At 67.4% G+C, this 25,536-nt stretch carries 20 protein-coding genes; 14 read left to right on the forward strand and 6 right to left on the reverse strand.

What is annotated here, in order from left to right; translation table 11 throughout:
• Nucleotides 1–26: 26 nt before the first annotated feature.
• On the reverse strand, nucleotides 27–317 hold the full coding sequence (locus tag JL108_RS08650) for a helix-turn-helix domain-containing protein (protein WP_143914096.1): 291 nt from the start codon (nucleotides 315–317) through the stop codon (nucleotides 27–29).
• Between the two features lie 66 nt (nucleotides 318–383).
• Complete coding sequence (locus tag JL108_RS08655) at nucleotides 384–674, reverse strand: helix-turn-helix domain-containing protein (RefSeq protein ID WP_205197909.1); 291 nt, start codon at nucleotides 672–674, stop codon at nucleotides 384–386.
• 193 nt (nucleotides 675–867) lie between these two features.
• On the opposite strand from JL108_RS08655, the gene JL108_RS08660 reads away from it, so the two are divergent.
• A complete protein-coding gene (locus JL108_RS08660; protein WP_307837225.1) occupies nucleotides 868–3,219 on the forward strand; it encodes an AAA family ATPase in 2,352 nt (783 codons plus the stop codon).
• Nucleotides 3,220–3,497: 278 nt separating this feature from the next.
• Here JL108_RS08660 and JL108_RS08665 read toward each other — a convergent pair whose 3' ends face one another.
• On the reverse strand, nucleotides 3,498–4,625 hold the full coding sequence (locus tag JL108_RS08665; RefSeq protein WP_205197911.1) for a hypothetical protein: 1,128 nt from the start codon (nucleotides 4,623–4,625) through the stop codon (nucleotides 3,498–3,500).
• 169 nt (nucleotides 4,626–4,794) lie between these two features.
• Between JL108_RS08665 and JL108_RS08670 the strand changes: the two genes are divergently transcribed.
• The 8 genes from JL108_RS08670 to JL108_RS08705 all read left to right on the forward strand — a co-directional run bounded on the left by JL108_RS08670 (nucleotide 4,795) and on the right by JL108_RS08705 (nucleotide 15,590).
• The gene (locus JL108_RS08670; RefSeq protein WP_205197912.1) at nucleotides 4,795–6,141 is read left to right on the forward strand and encodes a hypothetical protein; all 1,347 of its coding nucleotides are present in this window, start codon (nucleotides 4,795–4,797) and stop codon (nucleotides 6,139–6,141) included.
• Nucleotides 6,142–6,182: 41 nt separating this feature from the next.
• Nucleotides 6,183–6,983: a hypothetical protein gene (locus JL108_RS08675; RefSeq protein ID WP_205197913.1), complete on the forward strand. Its 801-nt coding sequence runs from the start codon at nucleotides 6,183–6,185 to the stop codon at nucleotides 6,981–6,983.
• Between the two features lie 495 nt (nucleotides 6,984–7,478).
• The gene (locus JL108_RS08680) at nucleotides 7,479–8,546 is read left to right on the forward strand and encodes a hypothetical protein (protein ID WP_205197914.1); all 1,068 of its coding nucleotides are present in this window, start codon (nucleotides 7,479–7,481) and stop codon (nucleotides 8,544–8,546) included.
• Nucleotides 8,546–9,277, forward strand: coding sequence for a hypothetical protein (locus JL108_RS08685; RefSeq protein WP_205197915.1), 732 nt, complete (start codon nucleotides 8,546–8,548; stop codon nucleotides 9,275–9,277). Before JL108_RS08680 ends, JL108_RS08685 begins: the two co-directional genes overlap by 1 nt.
• 132 nt (nucleotides 9,278–9,409) lie before the next feature.
• Nucleotides 9,410–10,147 carry a hypothetical protein gene (locus JL108_RS08690; protein WP_205197916.1) on the forward strand — a complete coding sequence of 246 codons (738 nt, stop codon included), beginning with the start codon at nucleotides 9,410–9,412 and terminating at the stop codon, nucleotides 10,145–10,147.
• A 105-nt stretch (nucleotides 10,148–10,252) separates the two neighbouring features.
• On the forward strand, nucleotides 10,253–10,894 hold the full coding sequence (locus JL108_RS08695) for a hypothetical protein (protein ID WP_205197917.1): 642 nt from the start codon (nucleotides 10,253–10,255) through the stop codon (nucleotides 10,892–10,894).
• Nucleotides 10,895–11,150: 256 nt separating this feature from the next.
• Entirely contained in the window at nucleotides 11,151–14,060 is a 2,910-nt protein-coding gene (locus tag JL108_RS08700; protein WP_205197918.1) for a hypothetical protein, read from the forward strand.
• A 183-nt stretch (nucleotides 14,061–14,243) separates the two neighbouring features.
• Entirely contained in the window at nucleotides 14,244–15,590 is a 1,347-nt protein-coding gene (locus JL108_RS08705; RefSeq protein ID WP_205197919.1) for a hypothetical protein, read from the forward strand.
• 155 nt (nucleotides 15,591–15,745) lie between these two features.
• On the opposite strand, the gene JL108_RS08710 is transcribed toward JL108_RS08705, so the two are convergent.
• Nucleotides 15,746–16,633: a hypothetical protein gene (locus JL108_RS08710; RefSeq protein WP_205197920.1), complete on the reverse strand. Its 888-nt coding sequence runs from the start codon at nucleotides 16,631–16,633 to the stop codon at nucleotides 15,746–15,748.
• Between the two features lie 271 nt (nucleotides 16,634–16,904).
• Here JL108_RS08710 and JL108_RS08715 point away from each other — a divergent pair, with 271 nt between their 5' ends.
• Nucleotides 16,905–17,111: a helix-turn-helix transcriptional regulator gene (locus JL108_RS08715; RefSeq protein ID WP_205197921.1), complete on the forward strand. Its 207-nt coding sequence runs from the start codon at nucleotides 16,905–16,907 to the stop codon at nucleotides 17,109–17,111.
• An 85-nt stretch (nucleotides 17,112–17,196) separates the two neighbouring features.
• On the opposite strand, the gene JL108_RS08720 is transcribed toward JL108_RS08715, so the two are convergent.
• Together JL108_RS08720 and JL108_RS08725 are read right to left on the reverse strand one after the other, a co-directional pair.
• Entirely contained in the window at nucleotides 17,197–17,766 is a 570-nt protein-coding gene (locus JL108_RS08720; RefSeq protein WP_205197922.1) for a hypothetical protein, read from the reverse strand.
• Nucleotides 17,767–18,341: 575 nt separating this feature from the next.
• The gene (locus JL108_RS08725) at nucleotides 18,342–19,211 is read right to left on the reverse strand and encodes a universal stress protein (RefSeq protein WP_143914947.1); all 870 of its coding nucleotides are present in this window, start codon (nucleotides 19,209–19,211) and stop codon (nucleotides 18,342–18,344) included.
• A 284-nt stretch (nucleotides 19,212–19,495) separates the two neighbouring features.
• Here JL108_RS08725 and JL108_RS08730 point away from each other — a divergent pair, with 284 nt between their 5' ends.
• From JL108_RS08730 to JL108_RS08745, 4 genes are read left to right on the forward strand one after another with little or no spacing between them, the layout of a single operon-like run.
• Nucleotides 19,496–21,241: an acyclic terpene utilization AtuA family protein gene (locus JL108_RS08730; protein WP_205197923.1), complete on the forward strand. Its 1,746-nt coding sequence runs from the start codon at nucleotides 19,496–19,498 to the stop codon at nucleotides 21,239–21,241.
• Nucleotides 21,238–22,395 (forward strand): acyl-CoA dehydrogenase family protein, encoded by a 1,158-nt coding sequence (locus JL108_RS08735; protein WP_205197924.1) that lies wholly within the window; start codon nucleotides 21,238–21,240, stop codon nucleotides 22,393–22,395. The genes JL108_RS08730 and JL108_RS08735 overlap by 4 nt, the downstream gene beginning before the upstream one ends.
• Nucleotides 22,396–22,400: 5 nt before the next feature.
• Nucleotides 22,401–23,477 carry a winged helix DNA-binding domain-containing protein gene (locus tag JL108_RS08740; protein ID WP_205197925.1) on the forward strand — a complete coding sequence of 359 codons (1,077 nt, stop codon included), beginning with the start codon at nucleotides 22,401–22,403 and terminating at the stop codon, nucleotides 23,475–23,477.
• Nucleotides 23,474–25,075: an acyl-CoA carboxylase subunit beta gene (locus JL108_RS08745; protein ID WP_205197926.1), complete on the forward strand. Its 1,602-nt coding sequence runs from the start codon at nucleotides 23,474–23,476 to the stop codon at nucleotides 25,073–25,075. Before JL108_RS08740 ends, JL108_RS08745 begins: the two co-directional genes overlap by 4 nt.
• The last annotated feature ends 461 nt before the right edge of the window (nucleotides 25,076–25,536 follow it).

Below are 25,536 nucleotides of genomic sequence, written 5' to 3' on the forward strand. Positions count from 1 at the left end.
CCACGGGATGACATGACGGGGAGTCGTCAGCGCGCTCCGCGTTCGACGCTCGGGATCTCGGCGGGCCACTTGGTGGGGATGAGGTCGTCGATGGTGACGTCGAGTGCGCGGCACAGGGACACGAGTGTGGTGAGCCGCGGGTTGAGCGCGGCGCCGGGACGTGCGACGCCCTTCTCGAGCTTCTGGTACGTGAAGGTGGCGATATTGGCTGCCCGTGCGACCTTCTCCTGGCTCATGCCCTTGGCGAGCCGCGCGGCCTTGATGCGTGCGCCGATGTCGACCGCGAACTCATCCCAGGTGTAGTTGCTGCTGCTCATGATGCCCTCTCCAGATGGCCTTTTCGTGATTGTCACTCTCAGAATACCAATGAGATGATGGGGTGGTCACGCGGAGTCGCCCGCGTCCGGCAGGTCGGAGACGTCCTCGATCGTCCAGGGGAGTGGGAGCAGGTCGCCCGGCTCGATCTCGAGTGCCGCGCAGAGTCGCTCGATGGCCTCGACGCGCGGTGCGAGGTCGAGGGCGATGCCCTCTTCGAGCTTGGCGTAGTGGACGGGCGACAGGCCGGCCTTCTGGGCGACGGTCTCCGCCGCTTCGCCCCGCTGCTCCCGGGCTGCCCGGAGGGCGGCCGAGGTCGTGTCGGTGTGGTCGTTCCAATCGATGATGCGCTCTGCCATCGGATTCTCTCTTCGCGGATCGGTAGGGCCAACTGGTGGAGGCCATCTGTATATGAGTCTGCACCATCACGAAACCGGACGATGATGTGCCTCATCCTAGGAGGGTTCCCGAACCTGGTCACGTGGTTATCCCAAGGCTGCGGAAAGCTGTGGTGACCGGGAGGGGCCCGGGTCTCGACGAAAGGACGTGACGGTGGCGGAGCGGCTGCGGATCACCGAGGAGTTCGCCTCGGCCTTGTCCGTGCTCGAGGCGGGCGGTCATCTGTTCGTGACCGGCAAGGCCGGCACCGGCAAGTCGACCCTCATCCGGCATTTCCTCGCGGGTACCGAGCGCAATGTGGTGGTGGCCGCTCCGACGGGCATCGCGGCGCTCAATGTCGGCGGCTACACGCTGCACCGGTTGTTCGGCTTCACCTCGACCACCGGGCTGGAGGACGTGCGCGGCGGGCGGTACTCGCCGGGTCGGTTCACCAAGGCGTTGAAGGCGCTGGACACGCTCATCGTCGACGAGGCGTCGATGGTGCGCGCCGATGTGTTCGACATGATGGCGGCGGCGCTGGAGCGGTTCGGCCCTCGGCCGGGCGAGCCCTTCGGCGGGGTGCAGGTGGTGCTGGTGGGGGATCTGTTCCAGTTGCCGCCGGTGGTGCAGGAGGCTGAGGCGGCGTTCTTCTCGTCCCGCTACTCCACGCCGTATTTCTTCTCGGCGGATGCCTTCGACCGGTCGGGGTTCCCGACGGTGTCGTTGTCGCACGTCTTCCGACAGCAGGGCGATGAGCAGCTGACGTCGATCCTCAACGCGATCCGCGAGGGGGTGCTGGTCGATCAGGCGCGCGAGGACTTGAATGCGCGGGTCGATCCGGACTTCGTGCCGCCGGCCGACGAGTTCTGGCTGACCTTGGCGACGACGAATCGGATCGTCACGGCTCGTAATCGGGAGCGGCTCGCGTTGCTGCCGGGGGAGGAGCTCGAGCAGGTCGCGCAGGAGTCGGGCGATCTCGGGACCTTCGATCCGCCGACGGACCGGGTGATCCGCTACAAGGTGGGCGCCCAGGTGATGATGCTCAACAACGATCAGGCGGGGCGGTGGGTCAACGGCACGCTCGGCCGCATCGTCGACGCCGGGCCGGATGGCGAGGTGACGGTCGAGCTCTCCGATGGTGCGCGCGTGGAGGTGGAGCCGCATGTCTGGGAGGTGACGCGGCCCGTCGTTGACGGCGGGTCCCTGCGTCACGAGGTGGTGGGCACGTATCGGCAGCTGCCGTTGAAGCTGGCGTGGGCGATCACGATCCACAAGAGCCAGGGGCAGACCCTGGAGCGGCTGGTGGTCGATCTGACCGGTGGCACGTTCGATGTCGGTCAGGTGTATGTGGCGTTGAGCCGGGCGACGTCGACCGAGGGGTTGGTGTTGAAGCGGCCGGTGTTCCCGCGCGATTTGAAGACCGACCGCCGGGTGATGCGATTCCTCCACGAGCCGGCACAGGGAGGCGAGCGGAGGTTCTGCGCCTTCGAGGTGGCGTTCGTGGGCGATGAGGGACGGATGTCGAGGCCGCGTCCGGTCGAGATCGCGGTGGCCTTCGACGACGGAACGTCGGTGAGCACACTGATCAATCCCGAGCGTGATCTTGCGGGGGCTCGGTCGCAGTTCGCGATCGCCGCCGACGATGTCCTGCTGGCTCCGCGGCTGGTCGAGGCCTGGGCGGTGCTGGCGCCGCTGCTGGAGGGGTACACGCCGGTCGGTCCGGGGATCGACGAGGTGCTCGGCAAGCTGGACTTCGAGTTGAAGCGTGGCGGTGTGGTCGTGCCGATGCCGTTGGGGGTCGACGTGCCGTTGTCGAGGGACGAGGTGCTCGAGCTGCGGTCCGCGGACGCGGTGGAACGGGCTGAGGCGGTGCTGGCGGCGCATCTGCGGCGTGGGCCGGTCGAGGTGGCGTCGTCGGCCTTCGAGTTCGGGGAGTCCTCGCTGGAGCCGAGCTATCTGTTGCCGCGGGTGAGGCTGGCCCGGCCGCCGGGCCCGGAGCGCTTGCCGACGATCTCGGCGATCGTGCAGGTCAGCACGGCGCTCGGCGAGCTGTTGCTCGACGGCGCGCAGGCGGGATCGTCGCTCGATGAGGTGCATGCTCCGGTGGTGCGTGAGGCGGTGGCGGCGCGGCTTGCGAGTGTGGTGTCTTCCGCGCCCGGCGTGTCGCCGGGTTTGGTGGAGCGGCTGCGGGGTGTGGAGCGGTATCTGCGAGTGAGCTTCGTCGATGGGCTGCTGGCCGAGCAGGCGCAGGCTCCGGGCGTGGCGGACGTGCTGGTGCCGGGGGCGCGGGTGTGTTTCACGGGCACCGCGATGACACCCGGCGGGCGGGTGATGTCGCGTGAGGAGATGACCGCGATCGCTGTGCGTCAGGGTCTCTCGGCGGTGGACAATGTCACGAAGACGCGGTGCGATGTGCTGGTGGTGGCGGAGCTGGGCACCCAGTCGGGCAAGGCGCGTAAGGCCAAGCAGTTCGGCAAGCCGGTGTTGTCGGCGGAGGAGTTCTTCGCCTGGGCGGGCGTCAGCTGAGGAGGCCGGCATGCGCCCGGGCGGGCCTGAACAAACAACTTGGGCGGGTGCTCGAGAGCACCCGCCCAAGCCTGCTTGGTCGCAATGAAAGAGCTTACTCCCCCCGTGGTAACCAGCGCGACGGGGTCTGGCCGCCACGGTGGCGGAGTGGCCGCGAGACCCGCAGAATCCGGTTCCGGTGGATCTCCAGCGGCGGCGCCACGAGCGACCGAGAGGGAAGCTCCGTCCTGTTACGCCGAGCTCGCGGAGTAACTCTGTAGCTGGGTGAAGCGAGTGCTTCAGCGGCCGAGGGCGGTGAGGACGCGCTCGCGCACGATCTCCTCGGCCTCGTGATTGCGGTCCCGGGCCTCAGCGACCACGTTCTGGACGCGTCGTCTCGATGCCGTGAACTCCTGCATGTTCAGCCAAGGCCAGGGGGGTCGTGGGATCTGGATCGAGTCGAGGAAGTGTCCGGTGACCTGTCCGGGCCATGAGCGGGTGCTGCTGTCGGAATGGCCGAGTCGGGTTCGGCGCGAGAGCGTGCCGAAGAGATCGAGGCTGGCGTCGATGAGGATGATGCGGTCAGGGTCGTAGTGCTCACGTGCCCGGTACGCCTCGGAGGATTTCACCTGGACGCCGATGATCTGCTCGCGCCGGAGGTCCAGTACGAGGAAGTCGGCGTTCGCGGCACCGGCGTAGGCCTCGAACTGAGGAGGCGCTGGAATCACCGTCAGTCCGGGTTCTCCCCTGGCCACTCCCAGCAACGTGATGAGTGCGTCCGCCTCGGCAAGGCTTCCGGTGAGGGTGAGTCGTAGCGATTCGGCTTCGGGAAGGTAGAGGACTCCGGCTTCGTAGAGCTGGTCGCGTTGCCAGGCCATGGTGGAGGCGTTGTTGGCGAGCCCGATCTGCGAACGCAGCCAGGAGTCTTGGTGGATCGGTCGGCCGGTGAGCGCCTGGTACCACTGTGACTGGGTATGGCCGAACATCTGGACCGCCCAGATGCCTCCTGTCAGGACACGCGCGTAATGCTGGGGCTCGACCGTGAGGAGTGTTTCCGCGTCCAGGTGGCGGTGAACTCCGCTCACGTCGTTGCGTGAGTCGTTCAGGTAGTCGTGCATGGCGCGTTCGCCTCGGTCGCTGCCGGTGCCGGCGTCGGGTTCTTGTAGGGCGCTTCCGAGGGTGGCTTGGTGATGCTGGTGGATGATGGGCTCGAGCTCCAGCGCGCGGTTGACATAGAACGTGCTGAACTGTGCGTACGCTGCCGCATCGGCGGGAACGCCCTCGGCGAGTCTGCTGTGAAGGAGGCGTCCGAAGCGGCCGAGAAGCTCGTGCATCTCGACGAGCTCGGATGGCACGAAGTCAGTCCCGGCCCACGGGTTGCCGGCGGTTTCGGGCCGGTAGGCTTCGGCGAACGTACGGTAGTCCACGGTCTCCTCGGTCGGCGTCAGTCGCGGGCAGAGCAGACGGCCGCGCGTGTTGCCCTCACAACGATGAAGCTCTCTGTCACGTTATGACTGCGGGCCTAATGGCTCATCCACGTTCTACCATATATAGATTTGTTCTGGGGGTGCCGTAGTTGAGGACTGAGGAGGCCGAGTGAGGGACGTGCTCGATCTCGTCACCTTCACGTACCGCTGGGCGTACGAGGCTGTCCGGCTGGACGGTGAGAGTCACCCAGCGGTCGTGGTCGTCGGGACGTGGGTGCTCGGTACCGTTTTCGCTTTCGCCGTCTTGGGTCTCGTGGCTCTCGCCGTATACGGGGTGTGCTGGCGGGTCTATCTGCTGACCGACGCGGTCTTCGGCCGTGCGGCACGAGGGGCGGGTACCGACCGGTTGCGGTCTCTCGCTATCGGTCAGGCCCGGTGCGAGCGCGCCATCGTGGCCGTCCGATCGCGGACGGGCGTGGGGCCCGGATGGAGGTCTCCGCGGGCGGCGGATGGGCTCGCGGCGGCCGAGCGTGTTGACCGAGTCGTCTGGGACGTCCTTGCGCGGGTCTTCACGGCGGCGGCAGGGTTTCCGCTCGTACTGGCTGCCGTGATGCGGGCGTTGTTCAGCGTCGTGGGTGTCGTGACGGTGGCGGCCACGTGGTGGGCCGTCGGTGCGCCGGTCCCCGATCGGTTGCGTGGCCTTCGGTGGGCAGAGGCCGACATCGAGCCGATCGCGTGGCTGGGTGCGGTTGCTGCCGTCGTCTCTATCGGGTCGTTCGCGTTCGTCCGGCTGGTGTCGCCGCGCCGGCGGGCGGCCGCGATGTGGCGGCGCGACGAAGTGGTGCGCACCTTGAAGGAGTCCGAGCGGTGTCGCTCGGCGTCCTGGGAGGTCGTGTGGCAGGTCGATGAGGCACTCGACGACGCGCTCGGGCAGTGGCGAGACCGGATGTTCGATCTCGAATCGTCGCTGGATACCGCGATCGCGGATGCCGTGGAGCGACTGTGTCGGGAGTCGGGGCTCTCGGTGCCGGAGCGTTACCGGTGGCGCGCTCGGTATCCGCGGGGTGTGAGGGCAGCTGGATCCGGTGGCACGGATGAGGTGCTGGAGATGCTGGGCACCTTCCGTGAGCGGTGGTGCGATTCCACGTCGCCGAGGGCGGAGCGCTTCCACGCCTGGGCCCGTCGCCGGGTCCGGATGTGGGCGTCTCCCTGGAGGCTGGGGCGCGACGCGGCGTCGATGGCCCGCGCGTTGACCATCGGTTCGAGGGGGACGTCCGAGGTTCTCTCCGCCCCTCGGGAACAGAGCTCCCCCGAGGCGACCTTGGAGTCCGCTTGCGAGCTGTGGGAGCGGGACAAGGCCGAGCGATTGCGCGAGGAGGCCGAGGCTGCGTATGAGTCCTTGTGGCGCGGATGGGTGGCGTGGGCGAGCCTCCGCCATGGTGCGGAGGTGCTCGACAGGGAGCTGAGGCCGGTGAGCCGTTTCGGGCGGCTGTTCGACCGGCTGCTGGGTGTGTGATGTCGGCACGGTGGTGGTAAACCTCAGTTAGAGTGCCGGGTATGCGCCGACTCGTGATCGCTTTCGTGGCCGTTTTTTCCCTGGTATCGCTGTCGGCGTGTACGGACGACACGCCCGAGTCGGGGAGTCGTTCGGGCTCGACGGAGGCGGTCGGCGAGGACCGGGGAGTGGAGCTGGCCGAGGACGACTTCGTGGAGGAGATCTCGTCCGCTCAGCTCGAGGCCGGGACTGTCCAGGTCACCACGACCACGTCGATCGGCGGTCAGGAACTGGTGCTGGAGGGGTATTCCGCGCTCGCGAAGGATCCTGATGAGAAGGCGGCGGTGCTGAGCATGGATGTCTCGGCGCTGGGGATGGCGGGCGATGAGCCGATGGATCTTCGGATGGTCGATCAGAAGGTCTACGTCAACCTCGGGGAGACGACGGATGGGAAGTTCTATCGGGTCGATCTCGCGCAGGAAGATGATCCGATGGGCGCGGAGCTCGCGGGCATGCTGGAGCAGGCCGATCCGCTCCGGCAGTTCGAGGTGTTGGGTGCCGCGGCCACAGAGATCTCCTCGGAGGGTGATGGTGGTGAGATCGACGGTGTCGCCACGACGCGGTACGTGTTGTCGGTCGATCCGGCGGCCATGTACGAGGCGCAGGGTTTCGGGGTGGATGAGGGGATGCCCGAGGCGTTCGACTACATCCTCTACGTGGGTGTCGACCATCTGCCGCGCCGCATGGAGATCGAGGTGCCGGGGGCGGGTACCTCGACGGTGGAGTGGAGCGAGTGGGGCCAGGACGTGGTGATCGACGTGCCGGATGACGATCAGATCACGGATGAGGCTCCCGCTGCCTGACCCGCGCGGTGAGAACCCCGCTGGGGTGCGGCGACTTCTCTCCCATGCGCCGGCCGGCGTTACCGGGATCGTTCATGGGCTCAGGGCGCTGTGATGACGGCAACTTCTGCGACTGGCTCGGGTGATGCTCGCCGCCTCCGGCGCCGCTCGTGTGCCCTCGAGCTGAGGCCTCATGGGGAGCCCCGCGTAGGCCGGTGGTCGCCGAGGCGAACAAGGCAGGTGTTGGGGTTGGGATCGTGCTGCGCAGGTGGGGCGTGGCGAGGTGCTGGAGAAGCTGAGTGTGACCTGAGTCATGCGGACTTTGTCATCCACGTGATAACTTCGGGTTACAGAATGATTAAGTTGGAACCATCTTAGCGAACTCGGTGGACTCTCAGGCTCCTGTCAGGGAGCGTGTGGGCCATGTCACTCCGAGTTGCGACGGCGCGGTCCGCTTCCCCCCGCGGGCGGAAAGGTGCTTTCGCGCGACTGGCCAAGGTCGCTACGGCATCGGCCGTGGTCGTCGCCGGTCTGCTGGTGATGCCGTCCAGCACGGCCGCCCCGGTGCCGGGGAGTGAAGAGTGGGCGCCGCTGCCCGAGTTCCCGAGCCTGCCGGATGTGCGGGCCGCGGGCATTCGCGGACAATGGATCGGGTCGCAGACGCGTGGTGCCAACTATGTCGAGCGGTCGCAGCAGTGGGTCGCGACGCCGACCCTGGATACGGCAGTTTTCAACGAACAGTCTCGGCCTTACGGAGACCTGACGTGTCAGGCGACGCCCATCCCGGGTATTTACCAGATCACCGAATGGCGTGCTTATCTTGCTTTCGTCAACAGGGACGCGGACGCGAACGCCTCCATTCGCTACGGTGAGACGCAACCCTTCACGGTACGTACGGTCGCATTTGGATCCGTGCCGGTCGAGGCCACCGTGGCGTTGGAGCAGCCGAAGAGGGACGACGGAGTCGTGGAGACTGCCTATGTCACCATCGACTCCGCCATCTATGGACCGTCCAACTCCAGCGCCTCGGAGTTTTGCCATACGCATGCCCCGTTCCAGACGCAGCCGCCGAGAGGCAACTATCCGCCGGGAATGCCTTTGCCGAGCAACAACTACATCACTGCTGCTGGCGATGGACCAGCTGCCCAGGGAGAAGCGCGAGTGCGCGTGGATTCGCTCACGGTCGACGGCGTGTCGCTCGATCTCATGGGCAGTTGCCGTAGCGACCTCGGCGCGTTGGTCCTCGATATCGAAGATTACTACGGTTGGGATCCTTCGATTCGTCCCGAGGAGCATCCCTACTACACGACGCGCATGACGACGCCCTACTACAACCCCGGAACGGGCGGGCGACTCTTCGGAACGATAGATGTGGGAGCTTTCGGAGACTGCCGCACCGTAGCAGGTGAGGATGTATCGGCACTATTAACTGCGACTGTCTCTGGCCCCGGTAACGCCATCGAAGTTTGGAATGAAGGTCTCGGAACATCAGGTTCCGGATTCGACACCTGCCCGTTCGCCTTCAATTGTGACGAGCTCTTCCCCGCGTATCCGGTGCCCGACGAGAAGCCGGAGGGTTCGTGATGAGAACGATGCGAGTGACGAGGCGAGGACTCGCCCTAGCGGCAACGATCACGTTGTTCGCCGCGACGCCGGCAGCGGCGCTTAACCACACGGTGGTCACGGTCGGCGGAGATGGCTCGCCGAACATCTTCGACTTCGAGGCGATCAATACCAACACTATCGGCCTGATGACCAACTACGGCCTCGAAACGCGGTGCGATAGCTCGGAGATCGAGGGCTACATCAATCAGGGCGAGACGGTCGCCGTCGGCAACGTGATCGGTGAGATTACGGATCTGCTGTTCTACGACTGCACATGGTCGTCGCTGAACATTCCCGTCACCGTGACGGCTGATTCGGGTGCTCTCGAAGTGCGCGAGCAGCCCACTAACCCTGGTGATCCGATCGCGCTCACGATCACGGGTCTCGAGCTGCACGTCCTGCACCTCCCGGGCGGTGGTACCTGCGAGTACTGGGCAGAAGGCAGCATCGACGCGACGTTTTACCCAGGCCCGACCGACGGCGTGAACGCTGCTATCGAGCTGGCGGCGGCCGACTTCGGTCCTCCGGAATCCGGCTTCGATCTCGATATCACTGCCGGGAACGGGAACGGTATCCCATCCGTCTCTAGCTGCTTCGGTGGAATCCAGACCGGTGACCAGCTCGGGGCCTGGTACGACGACGAGGTGGCCGGCGTCCAGAGCCGGTTCGGCCTCGACACCCTCGGCGAAGGAGACATCAGCCATGGCTGATCGACTCCTTCGCCCCATGAACTTGGTGACGTCTCCCGCCGGGGGACCCAAGAACTCAGCCGTGGACGGGCCACGACTGACACCGCTGCGGGAGTGTCCCGCTGTGGCTGATTGAGGAGAAAGTGACATCTCATGAAACTGCTCAATAAGAAGACCAAGGTGGCGACCCTCGCGCTCGGCTCGGCCGCCGTGCTCGCGCTCGGTACCACCGCCGCGCATGCCAACCACACGGTGGTGACGGTCGGTGGCGACGGCTCGTCGAACATCATCGATGTCGAGGGCGCGAACGTGAACACGATCGCGTTCATGACCAACTACGGCGTCGAGCTGCGGTGCGACTCCTCGGAGATCGAGGGCTTCATCAACCAGGGCGAGACCGTCGCGATCGGCAACGTCGTCGGCGAGATCACCAGCATGCTGTTCTACGACTGCACGGCCACGTCGCTGAACATCCCGGTGACCGTGACCATGGACGCCGGCTCGTTCGAGGTGCGCGAGCACCCGGCCAATGCCGGCGACCCGCTTGAGGTGACCATCACCGGTGTTGAGGCGCACATGCTCAACGTCCCCGGTGGCGGAACCTGTGAGCTGTGGGCCGAGGGCTCCGTCGACGCCACCATCTACGCCGGTCCCACCGACGGCGTGAACGGTGCCGTGGAGCTCGCGGCGGCCGATTTCGGTCCGCCGGAGACCGGCTTCGACCTGGACGTCACTGCTGGTAACGGCAGCGGCTCCCCCGCCGCGTCGAGCTGCGGTGGCCAGATCGAGACCGGCGACCAGGCCGGCCCGTGGTACCACAACGAGGCGACCGGCGTTGAGAGCCGCTTCGGTCTCGACACCCTGGGTGCTGGCGACATCAGCCACGGGTGAGTGAGTAGCGGCCCGGGGCGGGTCGAGCGCATAGACCTCGTTCGACCTGCCCCGGGTCCGCGCCAACTGTAGTTCCCTCCTCCGAATACAGAAAGACCGATCACTATGACCACACGTACCCGCCGTCGCGGTTTCCTCACCGCACTGACGGCTCTGGCGGCCAGCGCCGCCCTCGTGATGGGCGGTTCGCCCGCCTCGGCACAGACCACCAATGTCGACTACGACGCGAACGGCACCACCACTATCGCCTCCAATGGCTCCACCATCACCCTCGGCCCCGCCGTGATGAACTCGCGCGTGGAGACCGATGGCACCTTCACCGGCGACATGGCCCTCCCCGGCGCTCACACGTCCTTCAAAGTGATCGGCTTCGTGCCGGTCAGCGCCAACGTCAACTTCGAGCCCGTCGGGCCGACCACCGGTGTGCTCGTCCGTGCCGGTCGTTTCCGCACCTTGGAGTCCGAGTCGCAGTACTACGTGCGCCTCTCCAATATCAAGGTGGCCGGCATCCCGACCCTCGCGGGCTCCAACTGCCGCACCGCGGACCCGGTGATCGTGCCGGCCGACACGCCCGCTGGCGAGTACTTCGATATCGCCGCCGGCGGCCGTCTCGTCGGTGAGTACTCGATCGGCAACTTCAAGAGCTGCGGTCTGCTCGGTGCCCAGACGCACCTGATCAACGCGCTCATCCCCGGTGGTGGCAACACCATCGAGCTGAACCTGACCGACGGTCGCGCGGTCAACTGACACTTCCCCACGGTGAGCGGGGTGGGCTCCGGGACATCCGGAACCCACCCCGCGCACCCGGTCTCTCCCGTAGTCGATCATCCGCTGTGCGCCGGAGCTGATGGTCGGGGGAGCATCTGCCGTTTCGGGGGACGGCGGAACACCCGGTTCATGGCTTGGTCGCCCAGGCCGTGAACCCAGGCGTCGACACACCCCGTGCCGGGATCGCACGTGGTGCGGAACACCCGTCACTATCGGTACTTTCTCGAGGAGCCTCATGTCTGTGCACGTCACCCCTCACCACCCTCCGGGAAGGAGGGGCTCGGTCGGGCGCCGGTTCACTGCGCTTGCTGGCGCGATCGCGCTAGCTGCCGGTGCGCTGGTCGTCGGCGCCAGCGCTACATCCGCTGTCGCGGATGAGTCGGCCGGTCCGGAAGCCAACCGCATGCTGGAGTTCGGTACCAGCGCGCCCCGTCCGCTGGAGGCTCAGCTCGCCGACGGCCTCGTCTGGGACAAGGTCTTCACGACCGGGCACGGCGGCAGCTGGCTGGTACGGGTCCCTGAGGGCGGCCTGGTCGCCGCCAACTCCTCGAATAACAACATCAAGAACATGCCGGCGGCCGTCACCAGCGGGACCTCGCGGGTCGCGGACGCGATCGTGGTCTCCTCGGCGGCGGGCTGGGCCGTGACCGAGAACGGATCCTTGCACAAGTGGGGGCGCGCGATCGGTCCCAACGATGTGCCCAACCGGAGCTGGAGCGCCTCCGATCTGGGCGGTGCAGCGGCTCAGACCGCTGGACAGCTCACCGTGCTGCAGAACGGCTCAGCCGTGTTCATCAACGCGTCGGGCGCGGTGAATCCGGTCAGCCTGCCGGCCGGTGTGACCGCCGAGCAGGCGGTGCTCGGCGGCGGTGTCCGACTGTCCAACGGTGCCGTCGGTGTCGTCAACACCTCCGGCGCCTACGCCGAAGTGATTCCGGCCAGTGCGGGCATCGTCGACATCAGCGTGGACTACGCGGTCGGCGGGGACGGCAAGGTGTACCGCTACACCGCCGAGGAATACACAGAGAACACCCACATACCTGCCGATCTGACGGGTCAGCCGGTCCGTGCGGTCGCGGCGCATCTAGCGGGTGGCTTGTCGTATCTGATGACCAGTACCGGCGAGGTCGTGGCCTGGGACAACAACACTGGTGACCCCGTGGCGGAGTCACGTCAGGTGCCCGCGGACGTGCGTAACGGAACGGTGGTCGAGTTGCTCGACAACGGCCGGTCGGGCTATATCGCCGCCTGGTACACCGAGGGCGGCGAGCCGGAGTTCGAGCTGGGCACCGCCTCCTCGATCGCGGGCAACCCCGTGGTCGGTGAGACCCTGTCGGGCACCCCAGCGACCTTCAACGGTGACCCCGATGCGGTGACCACCGAGTTCCGCTACGAAGGCAGCGACGAAGCGCTCCCCGAGAGCGCGGGCGTGCCGACCTACACCGTGCGGTCCGAGGACGTGGACAAGTCGATCGTCTTCGTGACCACGGCCACCAAGGAAGGACACGACCCGATCGTGTCCGTCTCCAGCGCTGTCGGACCCGTCACCGAGCCGGCCGCCCCCGAGCCGGTCGAGCCGGGCGACGCGCCCACCATCAGCGGTGACCCGCTCACCGGCCAGACACTGACCGGCACCCCGGCGACCTTCACCGGCGACATCGACGGCGATCCGGTCAACGAGTGGATCGACGCCGACGGCAATGTCCTCGGCACCGGGACATCGCTGACGCTGGGCGCCGATCACGTCGGCGAGACCATCCGGTTCCGCACCACCGTGACCGAGACCGTCTCCGGCGACCCGATCTCCTGGGTCTCCGAGCCGGTCGGACCCGTGACGGAGCCCCCGTTCGGCATCGACGAGCGCTCCACCATCTCGGGTACCGCCCAGGTCGGCAAGACGCTGACCGGCACCCCGGCCACCTTCACCCGCGCCGCCGACACGGTGACCCACGCCTGGCTGGCCGATGACGTCGTCATCGAGGGCGAGACCGGCACCACGCTGGCTCTCGACGAAGATCACGAGGGCAAGCAGATCGTGTTCCGGACGACGGGCGTCGTCGACGGTGAGGACCCGGCGGTCTCGGACTCCGAGCCCACCGGACCGGTCGCAGCCGCCGATGTGCCGGTCGAGTTCACCGGCGACCCGAGCATCGAGGGCACGCCCGAGGTCGAGCAGACGCTGACCGGTACCCCGGCGACCTTCACCGGCGACATCGACGGCGATCCGGTCAACGAGTGGATCGACGCCGACGGCAACGTCCTGCAGACGGGCACGTCGCTGGTGCTGAGCGCCGATCACATCGGCAAGTCCATCCGGTTCCGCACCACGGTGACCGAGACGGCCACCGGTGAGAAGCGCTCCGTGACCTCCGCAGCCACCGAGCAGGTCGTGGACCGGTTCGTCGAGGTCACGGCAGCGGCCATCGCCGGTACCGCTCAGGTCGGTCACACGCTGACCGGCACGCCGGCGGAGTTCCGGGGCAGCCCGGAGCTGACCAACGTGTGGCTCGCCGACGGTGAGGTCATCGAGGGCGCGACCGGCACGGAACTGGCGCTCGGTGAGGATCATGAGGGCGCGAAGATCGCGTTCCGCACGATCGCGACCCGTGGCGGAGAGACGCTGGAGTCGACCTCGGACGAGGTCGGTCCGGTGGAGCCCAAGGGCGACGACGGTGAGAACCCGCCTGGTCCGAACCCCGACGAGTGCCTCATCGTTCCGGAGAGCGCGGAGGCCGGGTCGACCATCACCGTCGACCTGTCGGAGTGCGGCGATTGGGCCGGGCAGGACGTCATCGTGTGGTTGTACTCCGAGCCGCGGGATCTCGGCTTCCATGCGGTCTCGGCGGACGGCACCATCGCGGTGACGATCCCCGCCGACACCGTCGCGGGTGATCACACTCTCGCGGTGTACAACCCCGAGTCGGGACTCATCATCGGGTGGCAGCCGATCACCATCACGGCCGCCGATGACGGTTCCGGTCCGGGAGAAGGCGGACCCGGTGGATCGGGTGGCCCGGGTCGCGACCTGCCGAACGCAGGCGCCGACAGCTCGGCTCTGCTCGCACCGCTCGGCCTGGCGATCCTGCTCGCCGGAGCCGTGACGATGGCAGCCTCCTGGCGCCGACGTCAGCACATGGCGAGCTGATCGGACGACCGGTGGCGTCACCCCAACGGGTGGCGCCACCGGCCTCAGGTCCACGGGACTGCATCTCCCAGCGTGGACCTGCCCTCAGCGGGGTGGGCGGCATCTCTCAATGCCGCCCACCCCGTCTTGTGCCTGTGGATAGCGGCAGCGCCGGCGGCGAGGAACGGCGAATATGAGGAGGCCATGCTCAAACACTCCCCGGGTGCCCCCTGCTTGATTCTCGGACGCCGAACCGCCGATGCGCTCGCCTCTGCCGGCAAATGGCGGCACCGCAAGGTCGAGAGTCTGCGCATGTTCGGCGGAGACCGCGGGCGGCGCAAAGTGTCCATCGACTGCACGCCACCGCGTGTGACCTGCGGACACTCCGGTGCCACCGATGTCGTCCCGCTCGGCCTCATTCGCAAGAGACCGATGAAGCACTTCGATCTCGTCGATGCCTCCGGTACGCCTCTACCGGTGCTCGGGCGCGCCGACGACGGCCACATCACGTGGTCGGCTCTCTGTTATCTGTTCAGCAGAGACCTGGAAAGGAGACTGAGCCGGTCAGAGCAGGAGGTGCTTCGGACCGCGGTCTTCGCGCCCCGTGAGCGCGGTCGGGAACTGGCCGTCGCCGCAATGCAGACCTTCCCCGATAGACACAAGATCAGCGACCAGGCCTTCGGCCTCTTGTACGACACGTCCACGCACTTCGTGCTGTATTGCCTCGCGCCGAGGAAGCGACCGAACACTCGGCGGATCTTCAAGTACTCCTATGCCTGGAACCTCCTGCCCGGCACGGTCAAAGCAAGATGGTTCCAGCGCATCCTCATCGCAGCCGGATACTCGCCGGCCGTCTTCGACCTCGATATCGCTGGCGCATCGGACGTCGCCTCCTACCATCTCGAAGTCCACGTCTCGGAGGGTCTCCAAGCGGCCGGACTCGAGCTGCCGGAGGGGGCGGACCACGAGTCGGGGCGCGTCGACCCGGGTGGCGGCTCAGTGGCCCATGCTGTCGCCTCGTACAGCAGCCAAGAGGCAGACCGGACCTGGAAGGCGGTGTTCGCGATGAAGGTGGAGTGGCGCGGGGTGCGCACGAACTCCCTCGTGGTCACGCTCTTCACCTTCATGGTCTTCCTGCTGCACCAGATATTGCCCGGCGCAGATCAAGCGCTCAAGGACGCCGGGGATGGTGCAGTCGCTGTTCTGCTGGTGGTGCCGGCCGCGTACGGCATCTTCGGAGCTCGTGCGGGTGAGAGCGCGGTCCTGTCGAGTCTGGTGCTCCCGCTTCGCGCGGCGATGCTGACGTGTTCTGCGCTCCTCGTCGCCATCGCCGCCAGTATCGTCGGTGCCCTGCGCGAGCCGTATCTCGGTTGCCTGTGGCTGATTGGTTTCATCGTCGTGTCATTGATGGCAGCGCTGCAAGCCGGACCCCTTCTTGTCAGTGCCCGGCGATACCTTTCAGCCAGGCCCGCATTGAAGGGTCTGTGGAGTATCCAAAAACGAGCTAAGCTCCGTAAGCACAGGAGGAACGATGGCCAAATCGCTAGATGAGCAGCGTAAGCACTCGTTGGGGACCATCCCCTCGATCGAGGGCTCTACTCGTCGTTCTCTGTCCTTCGGTGCAAGCAGGGACCGGACGTGGACCGATGAGGATCTCCGCAAGATCATCGCTCAGCAGAGTGGCGAACCCTCCGCGGGCTGAGAACCTACTCTTCCCCATCGCCCCGAGCGTCGGTCTCGTCCTCGGATTCCATGATCGGGGACGCCCAGTCCGACGCGGCGGTAGTCTCGATCCGCGCCAGCAGAAGCGTGACGAGTAGGCGCCGAGACAGGGGGCGCAACGTCCGCCAGGGCCGGGTGACCACCAGCGTGACCCCGTCGGACTGAGAACGAGCCTCCTCCACCCGTCGAAGATGCTCGCGAAGACGTTCGCGCATAGATTCGGTCTCCGTCAACCGGTAGCCATCGCTCGTCCACGCGTAGTGGAAGAGAGGGCGCTCTGGGTGTGGCACTTGCCAGACCCACGGCAGGTACTTCTTGTCCGACCCGTCCACGCCGACGAGATGGTGGGCAGGCATCGGCTCCTCCGCATCGCAGTGGGGCTCGTCAGCGGAGAGACGCGTAGCCAAGTGTGGGTCGGCCAGATCGTCAGGCTTCAGTTCGACGGCGGAAGCGAGGTGCGCCGGAGGAGCCGTCGCCGGCGCGAGTATGGATTGAGCCTGCCAGAACCGCTGCCACGGCCCGACTGCGAAGGTCTCAACCTCGGTGCCGTTCGTATAGTGTCTGGCCAGTCTCTCTGCCGGACATAGGCCCACGGCGATCTCGCCCGACTCGGCCAGTTGGGGAATAGCGACGTACACCGGTACGGGAGAATCCAGATGCACGTCCAGCACGGCACGCTCGACGGCGAATCGAGTAGGCGAGGTCCTCGTGTCGACACGAGCGCATTCCACAATGACCGTCTTCCCCGTGGCCAAGAGAGCCGCCGAAGGATCACCGGCTGGGCCGCTATAGCCGACGTAACCGTGCTCGTCATGGAGGACGGCAAGCGCGATAGATCGTGCGAGGTTGATACCCGCTGCGCGCGATGTCATTCGGCTCCTCCCGACGCGTCTACAGCGCTATGCAATCACGAAAATGACCTGCGTCACATAGGGGCGGTCTGAGATCAGATGATCATCCGAAAAGTACTCCAAAATCCCATTTATAGGTGAATATTTCGAGGGATTCGAGGCCTCGGGCGCGATCAGCGGGGTCGCCGGGGTTCCTGAAAGTCGGACCGGGTGATGGGCTGTCGGCGTCGTCTGGCAGGCTGATTCCATGGTGAGGTCATCTATAGATGAATGGGGTGTGTTCAGTGAGCAGATGGGACGCCGGCTCGCATGGGCTCGCGAGAGCGCGGGGTGCAGCCAGGAGGACGTGGCGAAGGAGATCGGTGTGACCACCGCTCGCTATCGGACTCTTGAAGAAGGCGCGTGGACCGAGGCGACGCGCGGGTTGCGCCTCGACACCATCGTGCTGCTGTGCCGCTTTCTCGACGTGCCGCCGGGTGACCTCATCCCCGGCCGCTAAACTGCCGCTGCGCGGACCGAAGATGATGCGTCAGGATCGCTGGGGCGACCCTGATGCATCGAGTCTCGGCTCGCGGGCGGGTATTTCAGAGGCTGATGAGGGTGTAGCTGTCGTTGAGCTGGTCGAGCCAGGTGTGGTTGTCGTCGCGGAGCGCGGCAAGCGTCATTCCGGCCACTGCGTCGGGGATCCAGAGCATGGGGTCATCGAGGGGTTTGGCGAACGCAACGGTAAATCGTGGCGAGATCGCGCCGGAACCGTGTAACGAGGCAACCATTTCTTGATCGCGACGGTCTTGTGCGGCCTGCCGTGATTCGATCCAGGCGCGGGTGACGCCGCGTTGATCGAGTTCGAAGAGCAGCCGTTGCAAACACTTGCGCCGGGCGCGTTCCTGACGTCTGGCTTCGACCTCCGCTAAGACGATGACGTGGGTCAGGCTCGTCGAGGCGATGACGTCGACGATCTGGGCGCGGCGTTTCGGCGACTCGTCGCGCCAATGCAAGCGCTCCTGGCCGGTGAAGACCAGCATGTGGAGCCGTTCGCGTGTCCGTTCGGCCCGTGACGAATCGGAGATGGCGGTCGCCAGGATGTAGAACCCCAGGTCAGCAGATGGCGCGTGGATCGATTCGTCAATCCATGCGTTGAGACCCGGTTCCATGGTGGTCACGTTAGGAGCCATTCGCGAGGACGGCCAGCGTGGCGACTCAAGGGTTGTGGATATCCCCGATGGCGATAGACATGCGTCTGATCGCTGCTATTCTTGAGGCATTGCCCGCCCCTTCGGGGGACCGGGAAGTGGAGGCCGGAATCCCCGCCGCGGGCGGGAGCCGGCCTCAGCGCTGTCCAGGGGCCTTCGGTTGCGCAGTGCGCCCGGGTCCGCCTTGCTCGGGCACAAGGTGGGGTGTGGGTTTCGTCTGATGCCTTACCGGTCGCGGTGTTAAGCTGGGGTTATTGCCCGCCCCTGATGGGGGATTGGGAAGTGGAGGCCGGAATCCCCGCCGTGGGCGGGGGCCGGCCTCAGCGCTGTCCAGGGGCCTTCGGTTGCGCAGTGCGCTCCGGGTCCGCCTTGCTCGGGCACAAGGTGGGTGTGGATTCCGTCTGATGCCTTACCGGTCGCGGTGTTAAGCTGGGGTTATTGCCCGCCCCTTCGGGGGACCGGGAAGTGGAGGCCGGAATCCCCGCCGCATGACGGGAGCCGGCCTCAGCGCTGTCCGGGCCCCTTTGCGGCTCGGGTCAGCGGATGACGGCCACGGGGCAATTGGCGGTGTGCAGCACCGCACGGCTCACCGAGCCGAGCAGCAAGCCCACCAGATCGCTGTGGCCGCGTGAGCCGACCACCAGCACCCCCGCGCCCTCGGACGCATCCGCCAATACGTGCTCCGGCCGGCCGCGCTGCGTGCCCACCTCGACCGTCAGCCCGGGATGTTCCGCCAGCACCGCCTCGCGAGCGCGCTCCACCGTAGCCACCGCCTCGGTCTCGGCCGCATGGGCCGCATCCTCGGTGGCGTTGACATTCGCCAGATACGCCGCCGACCACGGATTGGCCTCGGGCACATCCCACGCCGCCGCGATGATCAGCCGGGCATCCGTCGACGCCGCCAGTCTCGCGGCACCCGCGACCGCCTGGGCAGCGAACTCCGAATCATCCGTGCCGACCACCACCGGGCGGTCGGGGCCCGGCAGGTGCTCGGAATTGCCGCGGATCACCAGCACCGGGCACTGCGCGTGCGCGCTGATCGTGAACGCCACCGAGCCGACGAGCCCCGCGGCGAGCCTTCCCCGTCCGCGGTGTCCCACCACGACCACGGCGGCATCGGCGGACAACTCCTGCAGCGCCGCCGCCGGTCCCTGCTTGCGCGCGACCGCATGCACCGTGAGCCCAGGTACGCGCTCACGAGCACGCTCGGCGCCCTCCTCGGCGATCGCATCAGCGCCCTCGTCGCCGCCCGCGTCGTCGCGCCCCTTCAGCCGGCGGGCAGCGTGCACCACCACCAGATCCACGCCCCGCCGATCGGCATCGGCGGCAGCCCACTCGACGGCGATCTTGCTGGGCTCGGAGGCGTCGTATCCCACGACGACGGCGCCGGAGACGGGGACGGTCATACGAGTTCACTCCTTCGTGTCGGCTCTCCCTCCAACCTACGCGCCACGAGGTCCACCCGCAGGGGCCATGGGCCAGGTCTGCGCCCATCGTCGTCGCGCGGACCGATGATGATGCCTTTGGGTCGCCATGACGACCCAAAGGCATCGAAATCTGTGCGCTCCCGGGACTGATGACGATGCATTGCGGCGGTGATAGCAGCCTCAACGCATCGTCATCAGTCCCGCCGCGCGACTAATAAACAATCAGGGTTGACTGTTTGTTTGAAAGGCGGCAGTCTGTACACATGATCCGGATCGGGAACTGCTCGGGCTTCTACGGAGACCGGCTCTCCGCCATGCGCGAGATGCTCGAGGGAGGGCATCTCGACTACCTGACCGGCGATTACCTCGCCGAGCTCACCATGCTCATCCTGGGCAAGGACCGCATGAAGGACGCCGACCTCGGCTACGCCAAGACCTTCCTGCGCCAGCTCACCGACTGCCTCGCGCTAGCCCGCGAGAAGCAGGTCAAGATCGTCGCCAACGCCGGTGGCCTCAATCCCGCCGGGCTCGCCGAGAGGATCCGCGAGGCCGCCGCCGAGCAAGGAGTGGAGGTGCGGGTCGCACACGTCGAGGGAGACGACCTCATCTCCCGTGCCGGCGAGCTCGGCTGGGAAGGCGCTCTGACGGCCAATGCCTACCTCGGCGCCTTCGGTATCGCCGAGGCGCTCACCGCCGGCGCGGATGTCGTGGTCACCGGGCGGGTCACCGACGCCTCGGTCATCGTCGGCCCCGCGATCGCCGAATACGGCTGGGGCCGCGAGGACTTCGACCGGCTCGCCGGCGCGGTGGTCGCCGGACACGTCATCGAGTGCGGTACCCAGGCCACCGGCGGCAACTTCTCCGGCTTCACCGATATCGACACCAGCCGGCCCCTCGGCTTCCCCATCGCCGAGATCTCCGCCGACGGAACCAGCGTCATCACCAAACACCCCGGCACCGGTGGCGCCGTCACCATCGACACCGTCACGGCCCAACTCGTCTACGAGATCGGCGGACCGGTCTACCTCAACCCCGATGTCTCCACCCACCTCGACACGATCGAGCTGACCGACGACGGCGAGGATCGTGTGCGGGTGAGCGGCGTGCAGGGTTCACCGCCGCCGGCCACCACGAAGGTCGCGCTCAACAGCCTCGGCGGATTCCGCAACAGCGTCGAGCTCGTGCTCACCGGTCTGGACATCGAGGCCAAGGCCGACTGGGTCCGCGCCCAGCTCAGTGCCGCCCTCGACCGGCTCCCGCTCGACGAGGTCACCTGGGAGCTGGTGCGCACCGATCGCGCCGACCCGGCGACCGAACCCGAGGCGGCGGCTCTGCTGCGCTGCCACGTCAAGAGCCAGGACGCCAAGGCGGCGGGACGCGCGTTCAGCGGCGCGGCGATCGAGCTCGCCCTCGCCTCCTATCCCGGATTCCACGTCACCGCCCCTCCCAGCGCGGCCTCGCCCTACGGCGTCTACCGGGCGGCCTATGTCCCGCAGGCCGACGTGCCGCACGTCGTCGTCCTGGACGACAGACGGCGCATCGACATCGCGGCACCGTCGACGACCTCCTCCGATCCAGCTCAGGGTCCGCCGAGTGGTGCGCCACTCGCGGGGAGTGGGGAGCTCGCGGGGACTGGGGACTCGGGGCCGGGGGCTGACGACACGGTGCGCAAGGCGCTCGGCCGACTCGCCTACGCGCGCTCCGGTGACAAGGGCGGCACCGCCAATATCGGTGTCTGGATCCCCTCCGATCATCCCCGACGCGAGGCCGCCTACGCCTGGCTCGCCGCGACACTCACCGCCGATCGCGTCCGCCAGCTGCTGCCCGAGACCGCCGACCTCGACATCGCCGTCCACCCGCTGCACAACCTCGCCGCCGTCAACCTCGTCGTCGAGAAACTGCTCGGCGACGGTGTGGCGTCCTCCACCCGATTCGACCCCCAAGCCAAAGCCGTCGGGGAGTGGCTGCGCGCCCGCCTCGTCGACATCCCGAGGGAGCTGCTCGCATGACCGACCGCTGGAACACACCCGAGCGGGTGGCGCTGAGAGAATCCGTCGCCGCCTTCACACAGCGTCAGATCGCGCCGCGCATGGACGAGTGGGAGGACGCCGGACAGCTGCCGCGCGAACTCCACGCGCAGACCGCCAAGGCCGGATTCCTCGGCATCGGCTTCGACGAGTCCGTCGGCGGCGAGGGCGGCGACCTCATCGACATCTCCGTCGTCACCGAGGCCATCGTCGAGAACGGCGGCTCCACCGGCCTGCTCGCGTCGCTGTTCACCCACGGCATCGCCGTGCCGCACATCATCGACTCCGGCAATCGCGACCTCATCGACCGCTACGTCCGCCCCACCCTCGCCGGCGAGACGATCGGCTCGCTCGGCGTCACCGAGCCCGGCGGCGGCTCCAATGTCGCCGGCATCACCACCCGCGCGGTCAAGGACGGCGACCACTACATCGTCAACGGCGCCAAGACCTTCATCACCTCCAGCGTCCGCGCCGACTTCGTCACCACCGCGGTGCGCACCGGCGACCCCGGCCACGGCGGCATCAGCCTGCTCGTCATCGACACCGACACCCCCGGCTTCACCGTCAGCCGCAGCCTGCGCAAGATGGGCTGGCACTGCTCGGACACCGGTGAACTCGCCTTCGACGACGTCCGCGTCCCCGCCGCCAACCTCGTCGGGGAGGAGAACGGCGGCTTCTACCTGGTCATGCAGCAGTTCGTCAACGAGCGGCTCACCCTCGCCGTGCAGAGCTACGCGACCGCGCAGCGCGCCCTCGACCTCGCCGTCTCCTACGCCCGCGAACGCGAGACTTTCGGCCGTCCGCTCATCAGCCGCCAGGTCATCCGGCACAAGCTCGTCGACATGCACCGGCGCACCGAGGCCGCCCGCGCCCTCACCCGGCAGGCCGTCGAACGCGCCCAGGACTCCGGCAACCGGGCCGACCCGCAGCTCATCCTCGCCGCCGCGATGGCCAAGAACCAGGCCGTCGAAGCGGTCGAATGGGTCGTCAGCGAGGCCGTGCAGATCCACGGCGGCATGGGCTACATGCGCGAATCCGAGATCGACCGGCACTACCGCGACGCCCGCATCCTCGGCATCGGCGGCGGCGCCACCGAGGTGCTCAACGACCTCGCCGCCAAGCTGCTGGGGTACTGAGACCGATGGACCCGAGGGAGGTGCGCGACGGACGGCTGGCCAGGCAACGCCTGGTCGGCGCGCCGTACCCCGACCTCGCGGCCGCCGTCGATCACCTCGCCGCGGTCCAGTCCCAAGAGTTCGAGGACGCCTGCTGGTCGCTCGCCCGCCGTACGACGGGCGGGCTCAGCGGCGGCGCGGTCGCCGAGGAGGTCGCGCACGGCCGGATCGTGCGGCACCACGTGCTGCGCCCCACCTGGCATTTCGTCCTCGTCGAGGACCTCGACTGGATGCTCGACCTCACGGCACCGCGCATCGGCGCCCAACTCCGCACCCAGTTGCGCACCACCGGCCTGCTCGAGGATCGCGATCGGCTCGTCGCCCAGGTCGGCGCGATCGTCGAGGCCGCCGACGCTCCGCTGACCCGCCGCGAGATCGGCGATCGCCTCGCCGAACGAGGCACCGAGCTGAAGGGCCAGGCACTGGGCCACGTGACGCTGAGCGCCGAGCTCGACAAGATCGTCACGACCGGCCCCCGGCGCGGATCGTGGGACACCTTCGTGCCCTACGCCTCGCGCATCCCGAGCGTCAGCCTCGGCCACGATGAAGCGGTCGCCCGCCTCGCCGGTCGCTACCTCGCCGCCCACGGACCGGCCACCGCGCGGGACTTCGCCTGGTGGAGCGGGCTGACGCTCACCGACGCGAGAACCGGCTACGCGGCCCACGAGACGATCGACCTCGGTGAGGAGCTCGTCGACCTGGCCGACTCGTCCCGGTACGAGCCCGTCGACCCCACCGCCCAGCTGCTGTCGCTCTTCGACGAGTACGTCATCGCCTACCAGGACCGCACGCTCTACGAGGCACCCGTCGCCGCCGGCGGCACGATCGACGTCTGGGGCGGCAACCTGCTCCTCGTCGACGGCATCGTCGCCGGCACCTGGAGAACCCGCAAACCGCGGCGCAAGGCCGACCCGACCACGATCGAGATCACCCCGGCCCGTGTCCTCACCCGCGACGAACGCCAACGCGCCGAGACCGACGCACATCACCTCATCGACCATCTCGACCGACCCTCTGAACTCCTCTGGAAGGACGTGGAATGAGCCCAGCGGCACGCACCGCGATCGACCCGGCCTCGCCCGCCTACGGCGAGAACCGGGCGGCCATGCTCGAACGCCTCGACGACCTCGCCGAGCAGCACGACAAGGCGCTCGCCGGGGGAGGGGAGAAGTACGTCGAGCGGCACCACAAGCGCGGCAAGCTCACCGCCCGCGAGCGCATCGAGCTGCTCATCGACCCCGACTCGCCCTTCCTGGAACTCGGCGCGCTCGCCGGGTGGGGCACCGACTTCACCGTCGGCGGCTCCATCGTCACCGGCATCGGCGTCGTCGAGGGCGTCGAGTGCATGATCGTCGCCAACGACCCCACCGTGAAGGGCGGCTCCAGCAACCCCGTCACCGTCAAGAAGGGCTTCCGGGCCGCGCAGATCGCCCAGGAGAACCGGCTCCCCTCGATCAACCTCGTCGAGTCCGGCGGCGCCGACCTGCCCACGCAGAAGGACATCTTCATCCCCGGCGGCCGGTCCTTCCGCAACATCACCGAGGCGAGCGCCGACCGCCGCCCGTCCGTCGCCCTCGTCTTCGGCAACTCGACCGCCGGTGGCGCCTATATCCCCGGCATGAGCGACTACGTCGTCATGGTCAAGGAGGGCGCCAAGGTCTTCCTCGGCGGCCCGCCGCTGGTCAAGATGGCCACCGGCGAGGAGTCCGACGATGAATCCCTCGGCGGCGCCGAGATGCACGCCCGGCAGTCCGGCCTCGCCGACTACCTCGCCGTCGACGAATACGACGCGATCCGCCTCGGTCGCCAGATCATGCGCCGGCTCAACTGGCGCAAGCAGGGACCCGTTCCAGCGGCCGACTACGCCGAACCGGTGCTCGATCCCGAGGACCTGCTCGGCATCGTGCCCACCGATCTCAAGGTGCCCTTCGACCCGCGCGAGGTCATCGCCCGCATCGTCGACGGCTCGGAGTTCGACGAGTTCAAGCCGCTCTACGGACCCAGCCTCGTCACCGGGTACGCGCAACTGCACGGCCACCCCATCGGCATCCTCGCCAACGCCCAAGGTGTGCTGTTCAGCGCCGAGGCACAGAAGGCCGCGCAGTTCATCCAGCTCGCCAACCAGACCGACACGCCGCTGCTGTTCCTGCACAACACCACCGGGTACATGGTCGGCGCGGAGTACGAGCAGGGCGGCATCATCAAACACGGCGCGCAGATGATCAACGCGGTGTCGAACTCCAAGGTCCCGCATCTGTCGGTCGTGCTCGGTGCCTCCTACGGTGCGGGCAACTACGGCATGAGCGGGCGCGCCTACGATCCGCGGTTCATGTTCAGCTGGGCGGGCGCGAAATCGGCCGTCATGGGACCGGCGCAGCTGGCCGGCGTCGTCTCGATCGTCGCCCGTGGCGCGGCCGAGGCGAAGGGACAGGCCTACGACGAGGAGGCCGACCAGCAGATGCGGGCCTTCATCGAGGACCAGATCGAGAAGGAGTCGCTGGCGTACTTCACATCGGGCCTCGGCTACGACGACGGCGTCATCGATCCCCGGGACACCCGCACCATCCTCGGCATCTGCCTCTCGGCGATCGCCAACGGACCGGTCGAGGGCGCCCGCGGCTACGGGGTGTTCCGCCTGTGACCGCGGTGACGACGACCCCTCGGTGGTCGAGTAGCGAGGCTGGTCTTGGGGAGGGTGGTTTCGATACGGCCCTCGTTCCTCGGGCCTACTCAACCACCGATCCCGATCCTCGGTGGTCGAGTGGCTGGGAGGGACGAGCGGCGTATCGAGGCCAGGCTGGCGGAAGGTGGTTTCGATACGGTCGCTCGCTGAGCGAGCTTCCTACTCAACCACCGAGGTTGCTCGACTCTCGGTGGTCGAGTAGCTGGGAGGGACGAGCGGCGTATCGAGGCCAGGCTTGGGGAGGGTGGTTTCGATACGCTCCCTCGTTCCTCGGTCGCTACTCAACCACCGATATGGATCCTCGGTGGTCGAGTGGCTGGGAGGGACGAGCTCCCTCGTTCCTCGGTCGGTACTCAACCACCGATCCCGATCCTCGGTGGTCGAGTAGTGGAGGTCGCTTCCATCGCGGCTACGCCCTG

Source organism: Aeromicrobium sp. YIM 150415 (assembly GCF_016918125.1).
Taxonomy (GTDB): Bacteria; Actinomycetota; Actinomycetes; order Propionibacteriales; family Nocardioidaceae; genus Aeromicrobium; species Aeromicrobium piscarium.